The following is a 22,479-nucleotide window of genomic DNA, read 5'->3' as shown; positions in this document are numbered from 1 at the left end:
AACAGCGTAAGACGTACCCCCGACAATTCTGATCTGGCCAGGGTCGGTTACCCGATCGACCAGCACGTCCCATACCAATTGTCCAACTTTTCCGATCTTGGGGCGTGCGGATCGTGGCTTTCATGACGCAGAATCGCCCCCATGGCCGTTTCATCTCGTCGCATGATCGCCCTCCTCGCCGGGCTGGCGATGCTCGGAGCCCTGCCCGCCTGCTCCAGCAAGCCGCCGGACGACGCGCTGAAGACGTTCCTCGCCGCGTGGGAGCAGGGCAACATCGCCGGGATGAAGTTCGTGGGCACGGACGGCAAAGCGCTCAGCGGCGACGCGGCGCAGAAGCTGTGGACCTCCGTCGCCGGCGACCTCGCCGCCACCCCGCCCAAGCTGACGATCAAGGGCTCGCCCGCGGTCAAGAAGGACGAGGCCAGCACCGTCGTGGCGGTGAAGTGGCCGGTCGCCGACTCGACGTGGGAGTACGACACCACCGTCCAGGCCAAGCGCGTCGACAAGCAGTGGACCGTGGTCTGGGGCGCCAAGACCATCAATCCGGAACTGGAGCCCACCGACAAGATCGTCGTGAAGAAGACGGCTGGTCCCCGCGGCAGCATTCTCGACGGCTCCGGCCAGCCGATCGTGAGCAGCAAGCCCGTGGTCATCATCGGCGTCCAGCCCCGCTCGGTCACCGACATCAACATCGTGACGAAGAACCTCACCGACGCGTTCGCCGCGGCCAAGGTGCAGGTCGACCTGTCGGCCCTGCCCAACAGGGTGAAGAACGCGAAGCCCGACGCGTTCGTCGAGGTCGTGACGCTGCGCAAGGAGGTCTACGACACGATCTCCAACAAGCTCAACTCGACGCCGGGCATCGTCACCCGCAACTCGACGCAGACCCTGGGCCCCTCGGCGCAGTTCGCCCGCGCGCTGATCGGCACGTCCGGCGAGGTGACCAAGGAGATCATGGACAAGAACCCCGGCAAGTACAAAGTCGGCGACGTCGTCGGCCTGTCCGGGATCCAGCAGAAGTACGACACGGCGCTGCAGGGCAAGGCCGGCGTCTCCGTCATCGTCCCGAAGCCGACCGGCACCCCGGACAAGAAGCTCTTCACCACCGAAGCGGCGCCGGGTGCCGCGATCAAGCTCACCCTCGACGTCAACATGCAGAACGCGGCCGAGGCGGCCCTCGCCCTCGACACCCGCCGGTCCGCCCTCGTCGCGATCCGCATCAGCGACAACTCGATCGTCGCGGTCGCCAACGGCCCCGGCGCGGCCGGCAACAACTTCGCGCTCGTCGGGCAGACCCCGCCCGGCTCGACGTTCAAGACGATCACCGCACTCGGCGTGCTGACCAAGGGCACGACCGGCGAGACGGTGGTCCCGTGCCCGAAGACCCTCACCGTCGACGGCCGCACGTTCAAGAACTCCCACGACATGGAGCTCGGCAACGTGCCGCTGCGGACCGACTTCGCGAAGTCGTGCAACACCGCGTTCGCGGCCCTCGCCCCGCAGCTCGCCCCCGACGGCCTCGCAAAGACCGCACAGAGCGTCGGCATCGGCATCCCGTGGGACCTCGGCGTCGACGTCTTCACCGGCAAGGTCTCCGCGAACGGCTCCAAGTCCGAGCAGGCCGCGGCCGCGTTCGGGCAGGGCACCACGCTGTCGTCCCCGGTCGCGCTGGCCGGTGCCGCCGCCGCGATCGCCCGCGGCCAGTGGAAGCAGCCGCAGCTCGTGCTCGACCCCGCGCCGAAGAACCCCGCCCAGGACGGCCCGCAGCTCAGCCAGGCCGCGCTGGACCCGCTGCGGCAGATGATGCGCGAGGTCGTCACCGTCGGCACCGCCGACCAGCTCAAGGATCTCCCCGGCGACCTGCGGGGCAAGACCGGCACCGCGGAGTACGACAACGACCCCGCCCACACGCACTCGTGGTTCATGGGGTACCGCGGCGACATCGCCTTCTGCGTCTTCGTGGAGAACGGTGGCGCCAGCACCGCAGCGGCCGTCCCGATCGCCGGGAAGTTCTTCCAGACCATCGGCTGACGCCCGACCGGCCCCACTCGCCACCGCGGGTGGGGCCGCGTCATGTCAATGCTGCTTCGGTGTCGGTTCTTCCTCAGGTGTACGAGCGGCAGGCACCACATCGGTCAGCGGCCCTTCGGGCCCCTCGGCGGGCGTCCTGGACTGTGCCGGCACGAACGGCACGACGGCGCCGTGGTCGGCGGCAACGGCGGCGTCCTCGGGCGGGTCGGCGCGCCGGGCGAGCCGCCCCGACGCGGGCGGCGCGGAGATCGGCGCGAGGGTCAGGGCCAGCCTGGGAGCCCTGCGCCCCTTGCGCCCCGGACGCCCGAACGGCAGCGCGCCACCCGGCCCGGCCGGCTCCTCGGCGGGCTGCTCCACGGGCTCGTCCGCGGCCTCCTCGACCTCCGCCTCCCCGGCCGCACCGCCGACAGCCACCCATCCGCCGTCCACATCGCCGACGGGTTCCTCCTCGGCAGCCAGGTCGATCGGTTTGCGAGTGGTGATGCCGATCACGGCGCCGCGACTGTACGCCGGAAGCAACGGCGCCCCGGCCTTCCCGTCCTCCACGCGCCCGGCTCCCCGACCGGCGGCCAGGTCGACCACCGCCCCGGTCCGCACGTCCACCCACCCGAGGGGCGGCAGCTCGGCCCCGGCCGCCTCGGAACCGCCGGCCGAATCGGCCGACGCCTGTCCGGGGTCGGACGAAGCCACGTCTGACACCTCAGGATCGCCGGCCGAATCGGCCGACGCGTGTTCGGGGTCGGGAGCGCCGGCGTCCACGGCCTCAGCATCGCCGGACTCCGTGGAAGCCGGCTCCACCACCTCAGCATCCACCGGCTCGACGGCGACGGTCGCATTGACCAATGCCTGTTCGGAATCCGACGGCGCAGGCTCTGTCATGTCCTCGGCACCGTCGTGCGGCATCGCATCGCCGACCGGCTCGACGTCCAGATCCGGCTCCAGGATCGGGTCCGACTCCAGGACCGGGTCCGACTCCAGGACCGGGTCCGACTCCAGGACCGGGTCCGACTCCAGGACCGGGTCCGACTCCGGGTCCGGCTCCAGGACCAGGTCCGGCTCTAGGGGCGGCTCATCGTCGGCGGGCGTCGGCGGGGCGGAGAGCACCGGGGTGAGGAAGTCCGCGTTCAGCGGCGGGGCCGAGACCACCGGGGTGAGGTCGGTGGCGGCCAGGGCCGACGACGTGACGAGCGGCTCCAGGCCGGCGACGAGGACGTCGGTGACCTCGCGCGCGTACTGGCCGTCGGGGTCGTAGTCCGGATCGAAGACCGTGACCTGCACGCCCACGCAGCGCGGGTCGGAGACCAGGCCACTGAGCAGGATCTCCAGCTCCCGGTAGGCGATCCCACCCACGTCGGGCGCGTCGACCGCCGGCATCACCGCCGGGTCCAGGACGTCGACGTCGACGTGCACCCAGAAGCCCGCGCAGTCGCGCAGCTGGTCACGGGCCCACTGGGCCGAGCGGGCCGCGCCGTGCGAGCGCAGCTCCGGCACCGCCCGCGCGACGATCCCCGCGGCCTGCAGGTCCAGGCGGTACTCGTCGTGGGTGCGGATGCCGAGCAGGACGACGTCGACGTCGCGGAAGTACGGCCGGCGCTGCTCGATCGAGGCGAGGTTGCTCTGCCCGCGGCCGGTCGCCAGGGCGAGCGCCTCACCCGCGGCGGCGCCGACGTAGGAGGCGTTGCCCTCGTGGCGGAAGTCGGAGTGGCCGTCGACGTAGACGAGGCCGATCCGGCCGGCGAGGTTGCCGGTGATGTCAGCCGAGTGCCGCCGCATCGCCAGCCCCGCGCCGAGCAGGATCGAGCAGTCGCCGCCGAGGACGACCGGGAAGTCGCCGGAGGCGAGGATGGCGCCGATCCGGTCGGCCAGCCGGCGGACGAAGACGGCGATCTCGTCGGCCTGCGCGACGCCGTCGCCGGGCTGCCAGCCGGCCGGGTCGTACCGCGAAGGGGTGATGCACCCCGCGTCGCGGGCGCCCAGCCGGACCAGCAGGCCGCTGTCACGCAGCGCGCCGGGTGCTTTCGCGCAGCCGGGGACCGAGGTTGCGGTCGGTGGCCGCAACCCCAGGTTGCTCGGTGCGTCGACGACGGCGATCCGGCGCATCCCGCCCCGGCTCAGAACAGCGCGCTCGCCAGCGCCCGGCGGGCTTTGGCGACCGCGGGGTCGTCGGGCCCCGCGACGGTGAACAGCGAGACGAGGTGCTTGCGCACCGTCTCGCGGTCGTCGCCGGGGGTGCGGCGGACAAGGTCGATGAGGCGCTTGTAGGCCAGGTCGGCCTGGCCGGTGAGCACCTCGATGTCGGCGGCGAGCAGCTGGGAGGCGAGGTCCTCACCCGCCGCCGCCAGGACCGCTTCCGGGTCGAGCCCGGAGGTGCGGCGCAGCAGGGCGACCTGGGCCAGGCCGGACTCGGCGATCGCGTCGGCCGGGGTGTCGGCGAGGATGGCGCGGTAGGCCCGCTCGGCACCGTCGAGGTCGCCGTCCATCAGGGCGTCGTCGGCGGCGAGCAGGCGCGGGTCGTCGCCGCGCTGGACCTCGATGCCGGCGGCCTTGAGCACCGCGTCGATCCACTGGCGGAGGTGGGTCTCGGGCAGCATCTGGTTGAACGCGTCGACGGGCTGCCCGCCGACGATCGCGACGACGAACGGGATGCCCTGGATGCGGAACATCTGGGCGAGCCGCGGGTTGGCCTCGATGTCGACGCGGCCGAGCAGCCAGGTGCCCTCACCCTCGGCGGCGAGCTTCTCCAGCAGCGGGGAGAACTGCTGGTGCGGCTGGCTGCCGGCGACGAAGAAGTCCAGGACGACCGGGGTGGTGACCGAACGCTGCAGGGCGGCGTCCTGGAAATTGGCCTCGGTGACGTCGAACACGAACGCCGAGCTCGGCGCGGCGGAGGGTTGGGCAGATCGCTGCGCCGCGGCCTGATTGCTCCGGGCCAGGGCTCCGAGGTCCACCGCCCCGCGGGTGAAGATCGACTGGGTCTGCCTTGGGTCGCTCATGAAGCTAGTTTTGCACGTGCCCCAAGTGGTCCGCCGCAAGTGACCGGTCGGATCCCCCCGCCACCAGTGTGACGGCGCCGTCGATGTGCTCCACGGTGAAGAGCGTGCCGGGCGGGAAGTCGCCGAGGACCTCCGGCGGCAGCTGGACGGTGCCGTCCCCGGCGACGACGGCGAAGTCCTGCCCGTCGCGGCCTTCGGCGCCGACGCGGCCGTCGCGGATGGTGACGGCGCGGCCGAGGCGGGTGCCCACGTCACCGTCGTGGGTGACGACGACGATGGTCGTGTTGCGCTCCTGGTTGACGGTCTCGAGGGCCTCGAGGACCTCGTCGCGACCGGCGGTGTCGAGCTGGCTGGTGGGCTCGTCGACGAGCAGGAGGCCGGGTCCGGCGGCGATACCGACGGCGAGCGCCGCGCGCTGGCGGGCGCCGGGCGCGAGCTCGTCGATGCGGGCCCGACCGAGGCCGGGCAGGCCGACGAGGTCCAGGATGCGGTCCGGGTCGTCGAGCTTGATGCCCTCGGTGCGGGCCGCGCGGCGCTGGGCGAGCCAGATGTTGCGGTGCAGCGTCGCGTAAGGCAGCAGGTTACGGGCGGCGCCCTGCAGCACCACGCCGATCTCGGTGCCGCGGAGGCGGGCGATCTCGCCGTCGGAGAGCTTGCCCATGTCGTACGTGCCGATGTTGACCCGGCCGGCGGACGGCCGCATGAGCCCGGCGAGCAGCGCGATCAGCGTCGACTTGCCGGAGCCGGACGGCCCGACGAGGGCAAGGGTCTCCCCCGGCCCGATCGACAGGTCGACACCGGCGAGCGCCACGACGTCGCCCGCCTCGGCCCGGTAGATGTGCACGACCCGCCGGCAGGCCACCGCCAACCCGTTCATGAGCAGTCCCCTTATCGCTGTCTGGTCGCGGCACGGAGCCGGGCACCGGCGAGGAGCGCCAGGCCGGCGAGGATGAGCACGGCCACCGCCCAGGCGACGGCGACCGGAAGTGGCGACGGCCAGATCGGCACCGGGAAGGAGCCGGGGTCGTCGGTGAACACCGGAAGATGTTCGCGCACCAGCAGCCAGCTTGCCAGAGCGGCGAACGGTCCGATGACCGCCGCGGTGCCGACCAGCGCCAGGTAGCCGTTGGCGGACGCGTCGCGGCGGGCGACGCCCTGCGCCCGCAGCGCCCGCAGCTCGCCGCGGCGGCGCTGCCGGTCCAGGGCGGTGACGAGCCAGAGGGCACCCCCGGCGAGGATGACGGCGAGGCCGGCGGCGAGCTCGTGGAAGCGCAGCGCGACGGCCGGCCCCTGCTCGTCGAGGGCGTCCCGCAGCGGGCCGATGCGCCGGTCGGTCATGACCTTCAGGCCCTGATCCTGCATCCGTCCGAGGATGTCGGCGGGGGCGTTGGCGTTGAGCCAGACCTGCGGGGTGATCGTGTCGACGCGTTCGGTGGAGAGCCGCTCGGCGTATTCGAGGTCGACGATGCCGCCGCGTGGGCCGAGGCGGGGCACCTGGGCGACCTCGCCGGCGACCTGCACCGCGATCTGGGACCCGTCGAAGGTCGCCATGTGGTCGCCCATGCCGGCGGCGCGGGCCATGACGGCCGGGATCGGCGACGGCGCGTCCGCCGGCAGGAGCCGGTAGGCGACGTCGGCGCCCTTGTAGTTGGCCACCTCCAGGCGCAGCCCGCCGTCGGCGAGGGACACCTGCGGCACGAGCAGCTTGGGGCCGGGGGTCTCCGGGACCCGCCATTCGTCGGCCTGGCTGAAGTCGGTGACGGTCTGGCCGTGCTGGGCCATGGAGTGCAGGGTGACCGTGGCGTCGAAGCCGCGGTCCTCCGGCTGGTCGATGCGCAGCGCGGCGAGGCGGCACTTGTTGACGCACATGGGGAGGTTCCTGATGTACGTGTGACGCCCCAGCTGCGGCGCGCCGAAGTCGACGGCGCCGGCGGCGGACCCGTCCAGGGGCACCACGGCCAGGACGAACCTGACCCGGAACGCGTCGGCGAGCTTGTCGACGGTGATGTCGAGGGTCACGTCCTTGTTGTCCAGGACGATGCTCTCCCGCGGGACGTCGGGGCGCAGCGCGGCGGCGGCCTCGGCGGCGGTGAACCGGGCGTCGTTCCACAGCGCGACCTTGGCGAGGCGGGAGGAGTCGACGCCGAGCATCGGCGGGACCCCCGAGTCCTCCGACCGCGGCAGCATCGCCGCGGCCATGGCGAAGTCGCCGGCCGGGTCCAGCGCCCGGACCTTGGTCAGCAGCTCGGTGCGGCTGACCGGCTCGACGGTGAGGACCCGGTCGGCGCCCTGCTCGACCCTGATCCGCAGGTCGCGGTTGTCGTCGGAGGCGGTCGCCGCGGTCGCCGCGAAGCAGGCCAGGGCGATCGCGACCACGAACATGGCGAGGATGCGCTGGCTGCCGGGGCGGCGGGCCATCGCGTACGCGGCGAGGGTCGGGCCGATCCTGCCGCGGCGCAGGGCGCGCCGGCCGCTGCGCTCGGCGAGGGGCAGCACGCCGCGGGCGGCGAGCAGGCCCACCGCGATGACGACCATCGAGGGGCCGAACGTCGCGAAGCCGGTCAGGCCGTTGTCGCCCTCGCGCAGCTGCAGCACCGCGACGACGGCGAGCACCACCACCGCGACCTCGAAGACCGGGGCACCCCAGCGCGACAGCCGGCTCGGCACGTTGCGCAGCAGGTCGATGGTCTTCTTGGCCAGCTCCGCCCGCTGCGCCAGCAACGCCGCGCACAGGGCGCCGACGAGGGCGATGAGCGCCCACGCGCTGGCGCCCTCGGACAGCGGCACGTCGCCGCTGGCGCCCAGCAGCAGCCAGGCGGCGAGCCGGACGAGGTAGTTGCCGGCGACGAAGCCGGCGGCGGCGCCGAACAGGATCGGCACGATGCTCTCGCCGGCGGCGAGCCACCAGCGGCGCGGGAACGTGACCCCGCGCAGGGCCATCAGGCCGAGCTCGAGCCGGCGTTCGGCGGTCGCCGCCGCGACGGCGACGAAGAGCACGAACCAGCACAGCAGCACGAGCGGCACCGCGGCGACCGGCACGACCTGGGCGACCAGGCTGCGGTCGCGCTCGATCCGGCGCAGCAGGTGCGGCAGGTCCGCCTTGACCGTCGGCGACCCGGACAGGCCCTGCAGCTGGGAGCGGCCGCTCTCGACGGCGCCGTTGACCGCGGCGAGACTGTCGCCGGTGATCGCGTCGTGGTCGATGACGACGTCGAGGGCCTGCCGCTCGGTCAACCGGTCGACCGACTCCAGCGAGAGCCGGCCGGCGAAGATCGGTGCGGTGACGCGCCGGGCGGACGGCCGGTCGTCGAAGTAGCCGAAGTCGGCCCAGTACTGCTCGGTCGCGTCGATCGGCTCGTACGCGCCGACGACCGACATGGCCGTGGGATGCGCGCCGGCCGGCACCCACTCCTGGCCCTCGGAGTCGAACACGGACCAGTTGACGTCCAGCACCGTTCCCACGCTGATCTTGAGCTGGTCGAGCGTGGGCTTGCTGAGGATGATCTCGCTCGCGCTGATGAAGCAGCGGCCCTCGACGATCCGCAGGTGCGCGCAGGTGTCGTCGCGGTACACGAACCGGGGCGCGATCGGATCGACGCCGGCCACGGGGCTGACCACGTACGTGTTGGTCTCGGCACTGAACACGGTCGAGAACCCGGGGAAGACGAAGACCTTCGGCGCGAGGTCCTCGAAGGCGCGGTCGCCGGCGTTCGTCTCCCGGCGGGCCTGCACGACCAGCTCGTTGACGGGCGCGGCGTCGACCTCGCTCGCCACCACCGCCCGGTCGGCGGTGGTGATGTAGACCGGCGCGCTCACCGCGGCGGCCAGGGCGAACATGGCCATCACGAACGCCGTGACGGCCTGCCCGGGCCGCGCCCTGATCATCGACAGCACGAGCCCGATCACGCCGCCACCTCCGCTGCGCTCCGGCGCCGGCCTGATCCAAGCACCGCACCCATGGTTCGCAGCCTTCCGCTGCGCTCCGGCCCGGCCATGCCGCCGCCTCCGCTGCGCTCCGGGTCGGCCATGCCGCCACCTCCGCTACGCTGCGGCGCCGGCCTGACCCAAGCACTGCACCCATGGTTCGCAGCCACTCCGCTGCGCTCCGGGCCGGCCATGCCGCCACCTCCGCTACGCTGCGGCGCCGGCCTGACCCAAGCACTGCACCCATGGTTCGCAGCCACTCCGCTGCGCTCCGGGCCGCTCACGACGCGCTCCATCCGTCGGCGAAGTAGGGCAGGACGTCACCGATGTAGGTGTGGATGAGCACGACGAGCAGCACCCCGGTGAGGAGGGAGACGCCGACGAGGATCAGGTAGCCCTCGACGGCGACGCGCTGCACGACCCGGGCCGGCGCGCCCTGGGTGCGCAGCGCGCTGAGCTCCGCGGCCCGTGGCCGGCGCTCGACCGCGGCGACGACGGAGGCCGAGCCGATCGCCAGCGCGACCCCGACGATGGCCGACAGCAGCATGAACTGCAGGGTCAGCGGCGGGCCGAAGGACGCGTAGCGGGCGGCGGTGCCGTCGATCGACTCCTCACCCTGCACGATCAGCCCCTGCGCCTCGAGCCGCCCCACGACGTCGCTCGGCGCACCGGGGGCGAGCCAGACCTGCATCGACTCGCCGGCGCCGAAGTCGGCGCCGAGCCGGTCGGCGTATTCGAGGTCGACGAGCACGCCCTGGTCGCCGATGCGCGGCAGCCGGGTCGCGGAGCCGGCGATCCGCTCGGAGATGGACGCCGAGCCGTAGGTGACCCGCTGGTCGCCGGCGATGCGCTGCTGGAGCTTCTTGGCCCGGATGCTGGCGATCGGCGCCGGCGTGTCGATCGGGTAGACGCCGGGGTCGGTCGCCGGGCCGGGCCTGATCGGCGCCACCCGCAGCAGCATCCCGGCGGCGGACGGCGCGACGATCAGGTTGGGCGGCGCCGGCGAGACGGCCAGGCGCCATCGGGTCCGGTCGGTCAGGGCCTCCTTGCCGAGCACGGCCGAGCCGGCCGACAGCCCGCGGACGGTGACCTCGATGCCGGGGCGCGCGGCGAAGAACACCTTCTGGTCGAGGGTGCTCTGGGTGATCGCCAGCGAGCTCAGCCGGCAGCCCGGCGCCTTGGCGCAGGCGGGCACCTGGGCCTTCAGCGTCGCGGGGCCCTCGACCAGCGGGCCGACCCTGGCGACCAGCCGGGTGCCGTCCGGGGCGGCGAGCACGGCCTCGAAGAAGAGGGTCCGGCCCCGCTCGGGCGCGGTCATGAGCACGTCCAGGTCGAACGTCAGCTCCCCGCCGGTGACCATGACGGGGTCGGGTGCCTGCGGGTGCAGGGTGGCCGCGGCCTGCTCGGCGGTCATCCCGTACTCGGGGCGCCAGGCCGCCACGGCCGGCAGCCGCGGGCTGTCCACGAGCAGGACCCGGTCCTGGGCGGAGCGCAGTGACTGCACGACCGCCATCGCCTGCTTGCCGGACGGGTCTGCGGCACGGACCGCGCGGAGCAGGGCGAGCCGGTTCTCGGCGCGGACGATGAGCACGCGGTCGGCGCCGACCTCCAGCTCGGCCCGGTCGCGCCCGGCCTCGACGCCCGCGCTCCAGGTGATGTACGAGGTGCCGAGCAGCGCCACCGTGACGATCATGAGCGCGGCGAGCCGGTGGACGCCGGGCCGCCGCGCCAGGTAGATGGCGGTGAGCGCGCGGACCGGGCGGCCGTGCCGCAACGCCCCCTCGACCATCCGCCCGGCGACCGCCGTGATCGCGCGGGACGCGACCAGGGCGCAGGCGAGGGCGGCGAGGCCGGGTGCCAGCAACGCGAGCCCCGCGGCGTCCCCGGAGGCGCGGTGCTTCACCTGGTACACGGCGATCCCGGCGATGATGACCAGCACCAGGTCGAACAGGTCCCGCCACGCGCGGGCCCGGCCCGGGGCCTGGCGCAGCAGCTCGGCGACCGTCGAGCCGAGCGCACGGCGCTCCGCGAGCAGCGCCGCCAGCAGCGCACCGACGACGGCGAGCACCACCGCGCCGACGGACAGGGACACGGCCTGCGAGACGACCGCGGGCTCCTGGATCGCGCCGGTGACGGCGGTGGCCACCAGGTACCCCAACGGCAGCCCGATCAGCGCCCCGGCGATCATCGGCACCGCGCTCTGCCCGCCGACGAGGGCCCAGGTGCGGCCGCGGGTGGCGCCACGCAGCTTGACCAGGCCGACGTCGGGACGGCGCTCCTCGCCGGTGTACTTGACCGCCAGGTACAGCGCGAACCAGCAGAGCAGGAGCAGCTGGAACGCGCCGACGGGGACGCCGAGGCTGAGCAGCTGCCGGTCCCGCTCGACCCGGTCGGCCGTGGCGGGGAGGCCGGTGTACATGCTGAGCCGGTTGTTGGCCGCCTTGACCGTCGCCGCGCCGAGGAACGCGCGGACCTCCGACGGGGTGTTCTCGACGAAGAGCTTCGGCTCGGCGACCATGTCGACGATGAAGCGCATCTTCTCCGGCTGCAGCTTGTCGAACACGGCCTCGCCGGCGAGGACCGCGTCGTCGACCGGCTCCGTGATCTCCGGCGGCGCGCCGGCGGGCAGGTCGACCGCGATCAGCTGGGCGTTGCTGCTCCAGAACGGGTCGGCCGGGTCGATCGGCCGGTAGATCCCGGTGACGGTGAACCGCTGCGGGTCGTGGATGTCGGTCGCCTCGTAGCTGACCTGGTCGCCGGGCTTGGCGCCCAGCCAGTGGGCGGTGCGGTAGCTGAGCATCACCTCGCCCGCGCCGGTGGCGCACCGGCCCTCGACGGTGGCCCGGTCGCACGCACCGGTGCGCAGGGTGAGCGGCGAGTCGGTCTCGCGCTTCACGCCCAGGGCGTTGCCGCCGTCCTGCGGCACGGCGGAGAGCAGCGAACCCGTCAGGTAGGCCCCGGTGTAGGTGGTGAACCCGCCCAGCTCCACGACCGACTCCGTCAGCCGCGCGTTGGCCTCCAGGTGCGCCGCGACGGAGCCGCCCTCGATCTGGCCCTCACCGATGGTCTCGAGGGACCGCTCGGTGATCGGCGCCGACTCGACGTGGCGGGTCGCGATGCGCTCCGTGGACGCGAGGACATACCAGGGCGCGGCAGCCGCAGCGGCTGCGGCGAGCGTGCTCAGCAGGAGCAACGTCAACGCCTGCGTCCGCCTGGCCCGCAACGCTGCGAGCACGAGTGCCAGCAAGACCCCTCCCCCGTCGGTCGACGTCGTTCGTATGAAGACCAACCGGGGGAGGGGCCGGTTGCATTGCGATTAGGTAACTGCCAGCTCAGAACCGCGCGGGCTCGCGGTAGATGCCCCATTCGTCCTTGAGCGCCCCACAGATCTCGCCGAGGGTCGCCTCGGCACGGCACGCGTCCAGCATCGCCGGGATCATGTTGCCGCCGGTGCGGGCCGCCGCCACCATCTCCTGGAGCCGCTGCTTCACCAAGGCGTTGTCCCGCTCGGCCCGCCGGGCGCCGAGGAGCTTGTTCTGCTCGATCTCGACCTCGTGCGAGACCCGCAGGATGTCCAGGTCCCGGGTCAGCGAGCCGGTGTGCACGTTGACGCCGACGACCCGCTTGTCGCCCTTCTCGAGGGCCTGCTGGTAGACGAAGGCGCTGTCGGCGATCTCCGACATGAACCAGCCGTCCTCGATGCCGCGCAGGATGCCGGCGGTGATGGTGCCGTCGCCGCCCATCTCACGGATGCGCTGGAAGATCGCCTCGGCCTCGGCCTCGATGCGGTCGGTCAGCGCCTCGACATACCAGGAGCCGCCGAGCGGGTCGGCGACGTTGGTGACGCCGGTCTCCTCCATCAGCACCTGCTGGGTGCGCAGGGCGATCTCCGCGGCCTCGTCGGTGGGCAGCGCCAGCGTCTCGTCGAGCGCGTTGGTGTGCAGCGACTGGGTGCCGCCGAGGACCGCGCTGAGCGCCTCGACCGCCGTGCGCACGACGTTGTTGTAGGGCTGCTGGGCGGTCAGCGAGACGCCGGCCGTCTGCGTGTGGAACTTGAGCCACAAGGCCTTCTCGCTGGTGGCGCCATACACGTCGCGCAGCCAGCGGGCCCAGATCCGCCGGGCCGCGCGGAACTTCGCGATCTCCTCGAAGAAGTCGATGTGCGCGTCGAAGAAGAAGCTCAGCCCGGGCGCGAACCTGTTGACGTCCAGCCCCCGGGACTGGCCGAGCTCCACGTACCCGAAGCCGTCGGCGAGGGTGTACGCCAGCTCCTGCGCGGCCGTCGAGCCGGCCTCGCGGATGTGGTAGCCGGAGACGGACAGCGGCTTGTAGCGCGGGATCTCCTTGCCGCAGAACTCCATCAGGTCGCCGATGAGGCGCAGGTGCGGCTCGGGCGGGAAGAGCCACTCCTTCTGCGCGATGTACTCCTTGAAGATGTCGGTCTGCAGGGTGCCGTCGAGCCCGCTGAGGTCGGCGCCCTGCCGCTCGGCCGCCACCAGGTACATGCAGAAGACGGGCACCGCCGGCCCGGAGATGGTCATGCTGGTGGTGACGTCGGCGAGCGGGATGCCGTCGAAGAGCACGTCCATGTCGGCGGCGGAGTCGATCGCGACCCCGCAGTGGCCGACCTCGCCGAGCGACTGCGGGTCGTCGGAGTCGCGGCCCATCAGCGTCGGCATGTCGAAGGCGACGGAGAGCCCGCCGCCGCCCGCGCCGAGCAGCATCTTGTAGCGGGCGTTGGTCTGCTGTGCGTTGCCGAAGCCGGAGAACTGCCGGATCGTCCAGGTGCGGCCCCGGTACCCGGTGGGGTGCAGCCCACGCGTGTACGGATATTCACCGGGCCAGCCGATGCGTTCGAAGCCGGGCACGTCGGCACCCTCCGGCGGCCCGTAGACCGGGTCGACCCGGGTCCCGGACAGGGTGGTGAAGTCGGCGTCGCGCTTGCGGGCCTCGTCGTAGCGGCGCTGCCAGCGGGCGCGGCCCTCGGCGATGTCGTGGGCGTCCATAGGGTGTCGGCGCTCCTCGGGGTGATCGGGGTGTCCGTCTCACCGTCGATGGTATGCGCTCCCTGAACGATCGCTAAGGAGGGTGGGACAACTCCCACCCTCCGTTCATGTCGACGTCACGCTGCGGAGGCGGCCACCGACTCCGGCAGCGTGTCGCTCACGTGGACGTCGTCCACGACGATGTCGACGGAGGTGACCTCGAGTCCGAGCAGGTTCTCGATCGCGCCGATGACGTTGGCGCGGACCTTCTCGGCGACGGAGTAGAGCACGAAGCCGTACTCGATCACGAGGGTGACCCGCACGGCGGCGCTGCGGCCCTCCAGGCGGACGTGCACGCCGCGGTTGCCGTTCTCCCGCTCCTCGCCGTCGCCGAGGCCGATGCGGTCGCGGACCGAGGCGAAGACCCGGGCGACGTCGCCGCCCAGGTCGTACACGCCGGGGACCTCACGGGAAGCGATGCCGGCGATCTTCTCGACCACCTCGTCGGCGATGGTCGTGGTGCCCCGCTCGGCGGCGAGCTCGGCGGTGTTGCGCAGCCGGTCGACGACGTGCGAGGCGATCCGCCCGGACGCGGCGGCGGTCGTCGTGGCGAACTCACCGACCTTGTCGGCGGCGTCGGACGCGAAGGCGCTGACCCGCTCGCCGGCGGTGCCCGCCACCGACCCCGGAGCCGCCGGCTCGACGGAGAGCGCGTCGCCGGTCATGTCGGGATCGTCCACGTCGTCGCGCTGCGCGGGGATGCCCGCGGTCACCTCGGTCATTGCTGCTCCTCCCCTGGGTCTGCTGGCCGAGCGCGAGCGTACTCGCGCCCGGCGAACGCGGGCAGGGGCTCAACGGACCAGTTGGGCGACCCCGTCGGAGAGGTGGAGCTCGCGGTCGCAGGCGGCCGCGGCCTCCGGGTCGTGGGTGGCGAAGACGACCGCCGCGCCGCGGCGGGCCTCCTCCTGCAGGAGCTCCATGACCTTCTGCCGGTTGGTGGAGTCCAGCTCGCTGGTCACCTCGTCGGCGAGCACCACGGCGCCGTGCAGGGCCAGGCCCCGGGCGATCGCGGTGCGCTGCTGCTGGCCGCCGGAGAGCTCCTCGACCAGCTGGTCGGCCTGGCCGCCGAGGCCCAGGCGCTCCAGCGACGCGACGGTCGCCCGCCGGGCGTCGGCCGGTGCCGCACCGCCGGCGATCATCGCCACCTGGATGTTCTCCTGCGCAGTGAGGATCGCGGCGAGGCCGTTGTCCTGCGGGATCAGCACGACCTTCTCGGTCACGGCGTGGTCGCGGTCGCGCAGCGGCGTGCTGTCGACGGCCACCACGCCCTTGGCGGGCTTCAGCAGCCCGGCCATCGCCCACAACAGCGTCGTCTTGCCGGCCCCGGACGGCCCGGTCACGGCCAGGATCTGCCCGGGCGAGACGACCACGGACACGTCACGCAGCACGGGGTGGTCGCGCTCGTACGCGACCGTGACACCGTCGACCGTCAACGTCTTCACTGCATGTCCTCCAACAACGTGTGAGACCGGGCGGGCACCAGCAGCACCGTGCCGTCGGACTGCGGCTCCACCCCGACCAGCGTCCCGGGCGGCAGCATGCGCAGCACCTCCTGCGGCAGGTGCACCGTACCGTCGCGACCGACCACCGCGTAGTCCTCTCCGCGACGTCCCTCGGCGCCGACCCGCCCGTCCCGGATCGTGACGGTGCGGCCCATCCGCAGGCCGACGTCCGGGTCGTGCGTCACGACGACCACGGTCGTGCCGGCCCGGCGGACCGCGTCCAGGGCGAGGAGCACCTCGTCGCGGGCGTGGGTGTCGAGCTGGCTGGTCGGCTCGTCGGCGAGCAGCAGTCCCGGCCGGGCGGCCAGCCCGACGGCGAGCGCCAACCGTTGACGCTCACCAGGAGAGAGTCGCTGCGGCCGCTGCCGGTTGCGTCCCCGCCCGCTGAGGCCGACCATCGCGAGCACCTCGCGGGGGTCGGGCAACTGCCGGGAGCTGCCGAAAGGGCGTGACAGCCGCCGCCGGTCGCCGGGGACCCCGCGCTGGGCGAAGCGCACGTTCTGCTCCGCGGTCAGGTACGGCAGCAGGTTGCGCGACGCGCCCTGCAGCACGACGCCGACGTCGGTGGCCCGCAGCTGCTGCAGCTCGGCGGGCGTGGCGCGGGCGAGGTCGTGCTCGCCGACGCTGACCCGCCCCGCCGACGGCGGCAGGAGGCCGGCGAGCAGCGACAGCAGGGTCGACTTGCCCGACCCGGACGGCCCGAGCAGCGCGACCGACTCCCCGGCGGAGATGTCGAGGTCGACCCCGGACAACGCCACGACGTCGTAGCCCTCCAGCCGGTAGATGTAGACCAGCCCACGGCAGGTGACCGCAAGCCCGGTCATGCCGCACCGTCCCGCAGTCGTTCGGGCGTAGCGCGGCTCATCAGGCGCAGCGCCATCAGTACCGCGGCCGCCAAACCGGCGACGATGGCGGCGACGGCCACGGGCAGGGCGCCCATCCCGAGCTCCCAGGTGATCGGCGACGCGACCCCGACGGTCACGAGCGGGATCCCCGGCAGCATCACCATCGCGCCGAGCAGCCCGGCGCCGAGACCGACGACGAGCGGGACGCCGAGCAGCGCCCGGTACTCCCGGAACACCGCCCTGCGCAGCTGCCCCGACCGCACCCCGGCGGCCCGCAGCGCGGCGAGCTCGTAGAGGCGGGCACGGACCCCGACGTAGGCGGTCAGGAGCACCACACCGATCGCGAGGAGGATCGCGACCCCACCGGCGAGCAGGTAGAGCCACAGCCCGAGCGCCGGTGCGCGGCGGGCGAGCTGCTCCAGCTGCCCGTCGATCGTCTCCGTCCGCAGGACCTGCACCCCGGCGGACGCGAGCCGGCGGTCGAGATCCGCGGGCGCGGCCGCGGCGGCCCACACCTCGTAGCGCAGCGACCCGTTGTCGGCGAGGCTCGCGCCACGCTCGGCCATCCGCGTCGCGTAGTCGAGGTCGAACAGCACCCCGCGCCGGCCGGCCCTGGGCAGGTTGCCGGCGCGCGCCGCGACCGTGAACGGCTGCGGCTGGTCGGAGAAGCCGGGCAGCTTGAACGTCGCCGCGGCCGCGTCGTCGGTGGGCGCGCCACCGGCGAGGACGGCGGGCAGCGCCTCCGGGGTGTCGACGTGCTCGACGACGGCGTCGGAGGGGTCGCTGCCGGAGACGTCGACGCCGAGCGCCGCGCCCGTCCGGACGCTGACCTGTGCGGCGCCCGGCCGGGCCCGCCAGCGGCCGGCGAGGTCGAAGGCCGGCGCCAGTGGAGCGCCCTCGCTGCTCAGGCCGCGGACGACGACGCTGACGGCGAAGGGCTCGCTGCCGCCGGCCGCGCGGCCGATCGCGAGGCCGACGAGCCGGCAGCCGTTGCCGCAGGCGGGGAGGCTCGCATGGTACGAACGGGTCCCCTTCCCCAGCCCGCCGAGCCCGATCGTGCGGGGCGGCTGGCCGGGTGCGGCGACGACCGCGGCGACCCGCAGCGCCGGCTTGGCCGGCAGCGCGTCGACGGAGATCTCCGCGGTGACGTCCTTGCCGAGCCGCAGCGGCGCGGCGACGTCCGGGTGCAGCCGCGCGGCGATGTCGCCGACGTCGGCGCGGGCGTGCCCGCGCCACACCGCGACGTCCGCCAGCCGGCCGGTCTGCACCCCGAGCAGCTCGACGGGGGCGTTGTCGAAGCGCTGGCTGGCCCGCACGACGGCCATCGAGTGCCCGCCCGGGTCGGCCCTGTCCACCGCCGCCTCCAGGGCCGACGGGTGGTCGGCGGCGACGGTGAGGACCCGCTGCGCGCCGACGGTGTCGTCGGCGGTGTCGCGGCGGGCCTGCCCGGCCGCGTCCCACGCGGTCGCGGCGAAGGTCAGCAGCGCCACCGCCACGGTCACCACGACGACGAGCCGCCGGCCGCCGGGGCGGCGGGACAGCTGCGCGGCCGACAGCAGCGGCACGATCCGGCCGCGGCGGCGGGCGATCCGCAGCCGCGCCTGCGACCACAGGCCGAGCAGCCGGGCCGCGGCGACGCCGACGACGACGGCGAGCAGCGGCGGCGCGAGCAGCGCCAGGGGCGAGCCGCGGTCGTTGGCGGCGGCGGCGAGGCTGGCCGCGGCGAGCGCGACGACGACGCCGTCCGCGACGCCGGCCCGCCGGCCGCCCCGCTCCGGCACGCGCCGCAGCAGGCCGAGGATCGGCCGGGCGAGGGTCTGCCGCCCGGCGAGCACCGCGGCGGCGAGGCCGGCGGCCAGGGCGAGAGCGGCACCGGCGAACACCGGCCAGCGCACCTCGACCCCGACCCCGTCGGCCAGCAGCGTCCCGGCGGCGACCTGCACGAGCAGCAGCCCGGCGACGATCCCGGCGGGGACCGCGGCGACGATCAGCAGCAGCACCTCGCCGAGGCCGAACCTGGTGGCCCGCCCGGACGGGTAGCCGCGCAGCTTCGCCAGGGCGATCTCCGGCGCGCGCTCCTCCGTCAGCGACGCCACCAGCAGGAACAGCACGAACCAGCACAGCAGCAGCAGCGGCACCGCGATGACCGGCGCCGTCCGTCCGATGCTCGCCTGGTCGGCGTCGATGTCGCGCAGGACCGCCGGGAGGGCGGTGGTCAGCTCCAGCTCCTCGCCGCGCAGCCGGTCACCCAGGGTCTGGATGCCGGTGCGGAGCCCGGCGACGTCGTCGAGCCTGACCCGGTCCGCGCGCAGCGGGTACTCCAGGCGGGTCGCGAGCGTCGCGGTGCGCTCCAGCCGCAGGTCGTCCTCGGTCATCGAGAACAGGGCGTCGGCCGTGCTGTCGCTGGCGTTGAAGTAGGAGGTGCGGCCCCAGTACGCGGCGTCGGCGTCGGTCGGGGTGTAGAGGCCGCTGATCGTGAACGTCTTGTCGCGCCCGCCGGTCGACGGCCCGAGGTGGACGGTGAGGTGGTCCCCGGTCTTCAGGTCCCGGGCGGTGGCGGTGCGCTTGCTGACCACGATCTGGCCCGGGTCGTCCGGGCAGGCGCCGTCGATCGTCAGGTGGTAGCAGGCGTTGTCGCGGTACGCGAGCTTGGCGCCGGTGTCTCCGAACGAGATCTCGGTGTCGATGGCCGCGACCGGCAGGTCGAGCCGGTCGGCGAGCAGTTGGTCCTTGGCGAGCGCGGTGTTCATGGCCAGCCGGATCTCGGCGAGGTCTTTGAACGCGGCGCTGTCTGCGGTGCCCTTTGCCCCGGCGGTCAGCCCGGTCGCGTCGGTGGACGCGGCGGACAGGCCGTCGGTGAGCACGGACTGCTGCGCGGCACGGCTGTACGCGGGTGCGAGCACGGCCGCCGTGGTCGCCGTCGTGGCGAGGAGGAAGACCACGAACGACCGGCCGGCCCGGTACCTGATGCCGCGCAGCATGACGGTCCAGGCCGTCAAGATGTGCCCCCTGTGCTGGTCGAGCTGAAGGTTGACCCGCAGACCTTAGCGGTCGTTCCGCTGTTCGGTCATGGTCACCAGCTCGCTCGCGGCGGTGTGCGGATCCAGGTCGCCACCCGCCACCCGCCTCGCCAGGTCGGCGAGCACGGCGCCGTCCCGCAGGGCTTCCATCCGGGCACGCAGCGTCCCCAGCGCGATCGCCTCGATCTCGGCCGCGGCCCGCCGCTCGCGACGCCGGCGCAGCTCGCCGGTGTCGTGCAGGTGCTCACGGTGCTCGGTGATCGCCGCCACGATCTCGTCGATGCCCTCGGCCCGCGCCGCGACGGCCCGCAGCACCCGCGGCCGCCACTGGCCGGGCGCGCGCTCGCCGAGCCCGATCATGCCCTGGATGTCGCGGTACGTGGCGTCGGCGCCGTCCCGGTCCGCCTTGTTGACCACGAAGATGTCGGCGATCTCCAGCACGCCGGCCTTCGCCGCCTGGATCGAGTCGCCCATGCCCGGGGCGAGCAGGACCAGCGTCGTGTCGGCGAGACCGGCGATCTCCACCTCGGCCTGACCGACGCCGACGGTCTCCACGACGACCGGGTCGCAGCCGGCGCCGTCGAGCACCCGCACCGCCTGCGGTGTCGCCGCCGACAGCCCGCCGAGGTGCCCGCGGCTGGACATCGAGCGGATGTAGACGCCCGGGTCGGTGGCGTGGTCCTGCATCCGGACGCGGTCGCCGAGGATCGCCCCGCCGGTGAACGGGCTGGACGGGTCGACCGCGAGCACACCCACCCGCCTGTCCTGCTTGCGGAACGCGCGGACCAGCTCGTTGGTGGTGGTGGACTTGCCGACGCCGGGCGAGCCGGTCAGCCCCACGACGTGGGCGTCGCCGGCGTGCGGCGCGAGGGCGGCGGCCACCTGCGGCAGCAGCTCGTCACCGTCCTCCACCAGCGACACCAGACGGGCGACGGCGCGGGGGTCGCCCTCCCGCGCCTTCGCCACCAGGTCCGGCACGTCCCGCGATCGCCGGACGCTCACCGCTGTGGTTCCTTGCCCTTGCCGCGTTGTTCGCTCATGTACGGCATGATCGCCGGTCCAGGCGCTCCGCGCCCGGGGGTGACCCCCGTTCCTCCCCCTCGACCGAGCCGACCGTCCGCCCCGAGCACCGCTCGGTATGCCGGGCGGCGGCCGGTGATCACCGTTCGCGACGGCCCGCGGCCGGTGATCGCCGTCCCGAGCGCTCGACCAGCCGCCGTGACCGCTCCTCCGGGCCGCTGCCGGGTCACTGCTTGGGGACGCGGAGCAGGAGCGCGTCGCCCTGGCCGCCGCCGCCGCACAGGGCCGCGGCGCCGAGCCCGCCGCCGCGGCGGCGCAGCTCCAGCGCGAGGGTCAGGGCGAGCCTGGCGCCGGACATGCCGATCGGGTGGCCGAGCGCGATCGCTCCGCCGTTGACGTTGACGATCGCGGGGTCGACGCCCAGGTCGGCGGTCGACTGCACGCCGACCGCGGCGAACGCCTCGTTGATCTCCACGAGGTCGAGGTCGGCGGTGGTCAGGCCGGCCTTGCCGAGCGCGTGCTTGATCGCGTTGGACGGCTGGCTGGTCAGCGAGTTGTCGGGGCCCGCGACGTTGCCGTGCGCGCCGATCTCGGCGAGCCAGGTCAGCCCGAGCTCCTCCGCCTTCGCCTTGCTCATGACGACGACCGCGCAGGCCCCGTCGGAGATCGGCGAGGACGTCGCGGCGGTGATGGTGCCGTCCTTGCTGAACGCGGGCCGCAGCTTCGCGAGCGTCTCGACCGTGGTCTCGGGCCGGATCTGCTCGTCGTCGGTGACCAGCAGCGGGTCGCCCTTCTTCTGCGGGATCTCCACCGGCACGATCTCCTCGGCGAAGCGCCCCTCCTTCTGCGCGGCGGCGGCCCGCTGGTGGCTCGCCGCGCCGAACGCGTCCTGCGCCTCGCGGGTGATGCCGAGCCGGGCCACGTGCCGCTCGGTCGACTCGCCCATCGACACCTGGTCCCAGGCGTCGGTGAGGCCGTCGTGGGCCATGTGGTCGCGGATGACGACGTCGCCGTACTTGTAGCCTTGACGCTGACCGGTGAGCAGGTGCGGGGCGTTGGTCATCGACTCCATGCCGCCGGCGACCACGATGTCGAACTCGCCGGCCCGGATGAGCTGATCGGCCAGGGCGATAGCGTCGAGGCCGGAGAGGCAGACCTTGTTGATGGACAGGGCGGGCACCGACATCGGGATGCCGGCCTCGACCGCGGCCTGCCGGGCGGGCATCTGGCCGGCGCCGGCGGTCAGCACCTGGCCCATGATCACGTACTGCACCTGCTCGGGCGCCACGCCCGAACGCTCGAGCGCCGCCTTGATGGCGACCGCCCCGAGCCTGGTGGCGGGAAAGTCTTTGAGGGCGCCGAGCAGCCGCCCCATCGGCGTGCGGGCGCCGCTGACGATCACCGCTTGAGTCATCGTGAGGCCTTTCGAGAGATGTTCCACATCGCACCGTCGCGACTGAACGATTACTAGGGTTCAGACTATCGCCATGACGACCTCGCACCCGCAGTTGGATATCTCACCCGTCGGCATTCTCCGCATCGATCACGTCGGTATCGCCGTCGCGGATCTCGACGAGGCGATCGAGTTCTACGCGCGCGTGTTTGGCATGCGTTGCGTGCATGAGGAGACGAATGAGGAGCAGGGGGTGCGCGAGGCGATGCTGTCGGTCGGGCCCACCACCGAGGGCGGCTGCCTGCAGCTGCTCGCGCCGCTGAGCCCGGCCTCGACGATCGCGAAGTTCCTGGACCGCAGCGGCCCGGGCATGCAGCAGCTCGCCTACACGGTGAGCGACATCGATGCGACATGCGCCGAGCTGCGGTCCCGTGGCGTCCGGCTGCTGTACGAGACGCCCCGCCGCGGCACCTCCGATTCGCGCATCAACTTCGTGCATCCAAAAGACGCCGGAGGCGTACTTGTGGAGCTGGTGGAGCCGTTCCGAGCAGCTTCGAGCAACCACTTCTGAGGCGGCCAGTGGACTTCTTCACAGGCCGGTTCCCGATTTAGCTACCGTTCAGTAACGTCCGCCTCAGGGCATCGAGATGTGTTGCCGATCCCCATAGGCACCCCGCTTTCCGGGGTCCCACGCTAGTTGCGAAAT

At 73.3% G+C, this 22,479-nt stretch carries 14 protein-coding genes; 2 read left to right on the top strand and 12 right to left on the bottom strand.

Annotated features, from left to right (window positions below):
- Positions 1-141 precede the first annotated feature (141 nt).
- Positions 142-2,031 (top strand): penicillin-binding transpeptidase domain-containing protein, encoded by a 1,890-nt coding sequence (locus tag ACFY3L_RS07785; protein WP_389319835.1) that lies wholly within the window; start codon positions 142-144, stop codon positions 2,029-2,031.
- A gap of 45 nt (positions 2,032-2,076) precedes the next feature.
- On the opposite strand, the gene ACFY3L_RS07780 is transcribed toward ACFY3L_RS07785, so the two are convergent.
- From ACFY3L_RS07780 to ACFY3L_RS07725, 12 genes are all read right to left on the bottom strand, one after another.
- The gene (locus tag ACFY3L_RS07780; RefSeq protein WP_389319832.1) at positions 2,077-4,131 is read right to left on the bottom strand and encodes an arginase family protein; all 2,055 of its coding nucleotides are present in this window, start codon (positions 4,129-4,131) and stop codon (positions 2,077-2,079) included.
- A gap of 11 nt (positions 4,132-4,142) precedes the next feature.
- A complete protein-coding gene (locus ACFY3L_RS07775) occupies positions 4,143-5,024 on the bottom strand; it encodes a tetratricopeptide repeat protein (protein WP_389319829.1) in 882 nt (293 codons plus the stop codon).
- A gap of 4 nt (positions 5,025-5,028) precedes the next feature.
- On the bottom strand, positions 5,029-5,901 hold the full coding sequence (locus ACFY3L_RS07770) for an ABC transporter ATP-binding protein (protein WP_052387520.1): 873 nt from the start codon (positions 5,899-5,901) through the stop codon (positions 5,029-5,031).
- A gap of 11 nt (positions 5,902-5,912) precedes the next feature.
- Entirely contained in the window at positions 5,913-8,930 is a 3,018-nt protein-coding gene (locus ACFY3L_RS07765; RefSeq protein ID WP_389319826.1) for an FtsX-like permease family protein, read from the bottom strand.
- Between the two features lie 298 nt (positions 8,931-9,228).
- Positions 9,229-12,195, bottom strand: a complete 2,967-nt coding sequence (locus tag ACFY3L_RS07760) for an FtsX-like permease family protein (protein WP_389319823.1) — start codon at positions 12,193-12,195, stop codon at positions 9,229-9,231.
- An 85-nt stretch (positions 12,196-12,280) separates the two neighbouring features.
- Positions 12,281-13,954: a methylmalonyl-CoA mutase gene (locus ACFY3L_RS07755; RefSeq protein WP_389319820.1), complete on the bottom strand. Its 1,674-nt coding sequence runs from the start codon at positions 13,952-13,954 to the stop codon at positions 12,281-12,283.
- A 116-nt stretch (positions 13,955-14,070) separates the two neighbouring features.
- A complete protein-coding gene (locus ACFY3L_RS07750) occupies positions 14,071-14,715 on the bottom strand; it encodes an Asp23/Gls24 family envelope stress response protein (protein WP_389319818.1) in 645 nt (214 codons plus the stop codon).
- 69 nt (positions 14,716-14,784) lie between these two features.
- The gene (locus ACFY3L_RS07745; protein ID WP_389319816.1) at positions 14,785-15,435 is read right to left on the bottom strand and encodes an ATP-binding cassette domain-containing protein; all 651 of its coding nucleotides are present in this window, start codon (positions 15,433-15,435) and stop codon (positions 14,785-14,787) included.
- Complete coding sequence (locus ACFY3L_RS07740) at positions 15,432-16,319, bottom strand: ABC transporter ATP-binding protein (protein ID WP_389319812.1); 888 nt, start codon at positions 16,317-16,319, stop codon at positions 15,432-15,434. The genes ACFY3L_RS07745 and ACFY3L_RS07740 overlap by 4 nt, the downstream gene beginning before the upstream one ends.
- Positions 16,316-19,339: an FtsX-like permease family protein gene (locus tag ACFY3L_RS07735; RefSeq protein ID WP_389319809.1), complete on the bottom strand. Its 3,024-nt coding sequence runs from the start codon at positions 19,337-19,339 to the stop codon at positions 16,316-16,318. The genes ACFY3L_RS07740 and ACFY3L_RS07735 overlap by 4 nt, the downstream gene beginning before the upstream one ends.
- 45 nt (positions 19,340-19,384) lie before the next feature.
- Complete coding sequence (meaB, locus tag ACFY3L_RS07730) at positions 19,385-20,362, bottom strand: methylmalonyl Co-A mutase-associated GTPase MeaB (protein WP_389319806.1); 978 nt, start codon at positions 20,360-20,362, stop codon at positions 19,385-19,387.
- A gap of 244 nt (positions 20,363-20,606) precedes the next feature.
- Entirely contained in the window at positions 20,607-21,794 is a 1,188-nt protein-coding gene (locus ACFY3L_RS07725; protein ID WP_389319803.1) for an acetyl-CoA C-acetyltransferase, read from the bottom strand.
- Between the two features lie 73 nt (positions 21,795-21,867).
- Between ACFY3L_RS07725 and mce the strand changes: the two genes are divergently transcribed.
- Positions 21,868-22,344 (top strand): methylmalonyl-CoA epimerase, encoded by a 477-nt coding sequence (gene mce, locus ACFY3L_RS07720; RefSeq protein WP_389319800.1) that lies wholly within the window; start codon positions 21,868-21,870, stop codon positions 22,342-22,344.
- The last annotated feature ends 135 nt before the right edge of the window (positions 22,345-22,479 follow it).

Source organism: Dactylosporangium sp. NPDC000521 (genome assembly GCF_042898305.1).
GTDB lineage: Bacteria > Actinomycetota > Actinomycetes > Mycobacteriales > Micromonosporaceae > Dactylosporangium.
Note: the sequence above shows the minus strand (reverse complement) of the source record. Positions and strands in the feature narration are given on the sequence as shown.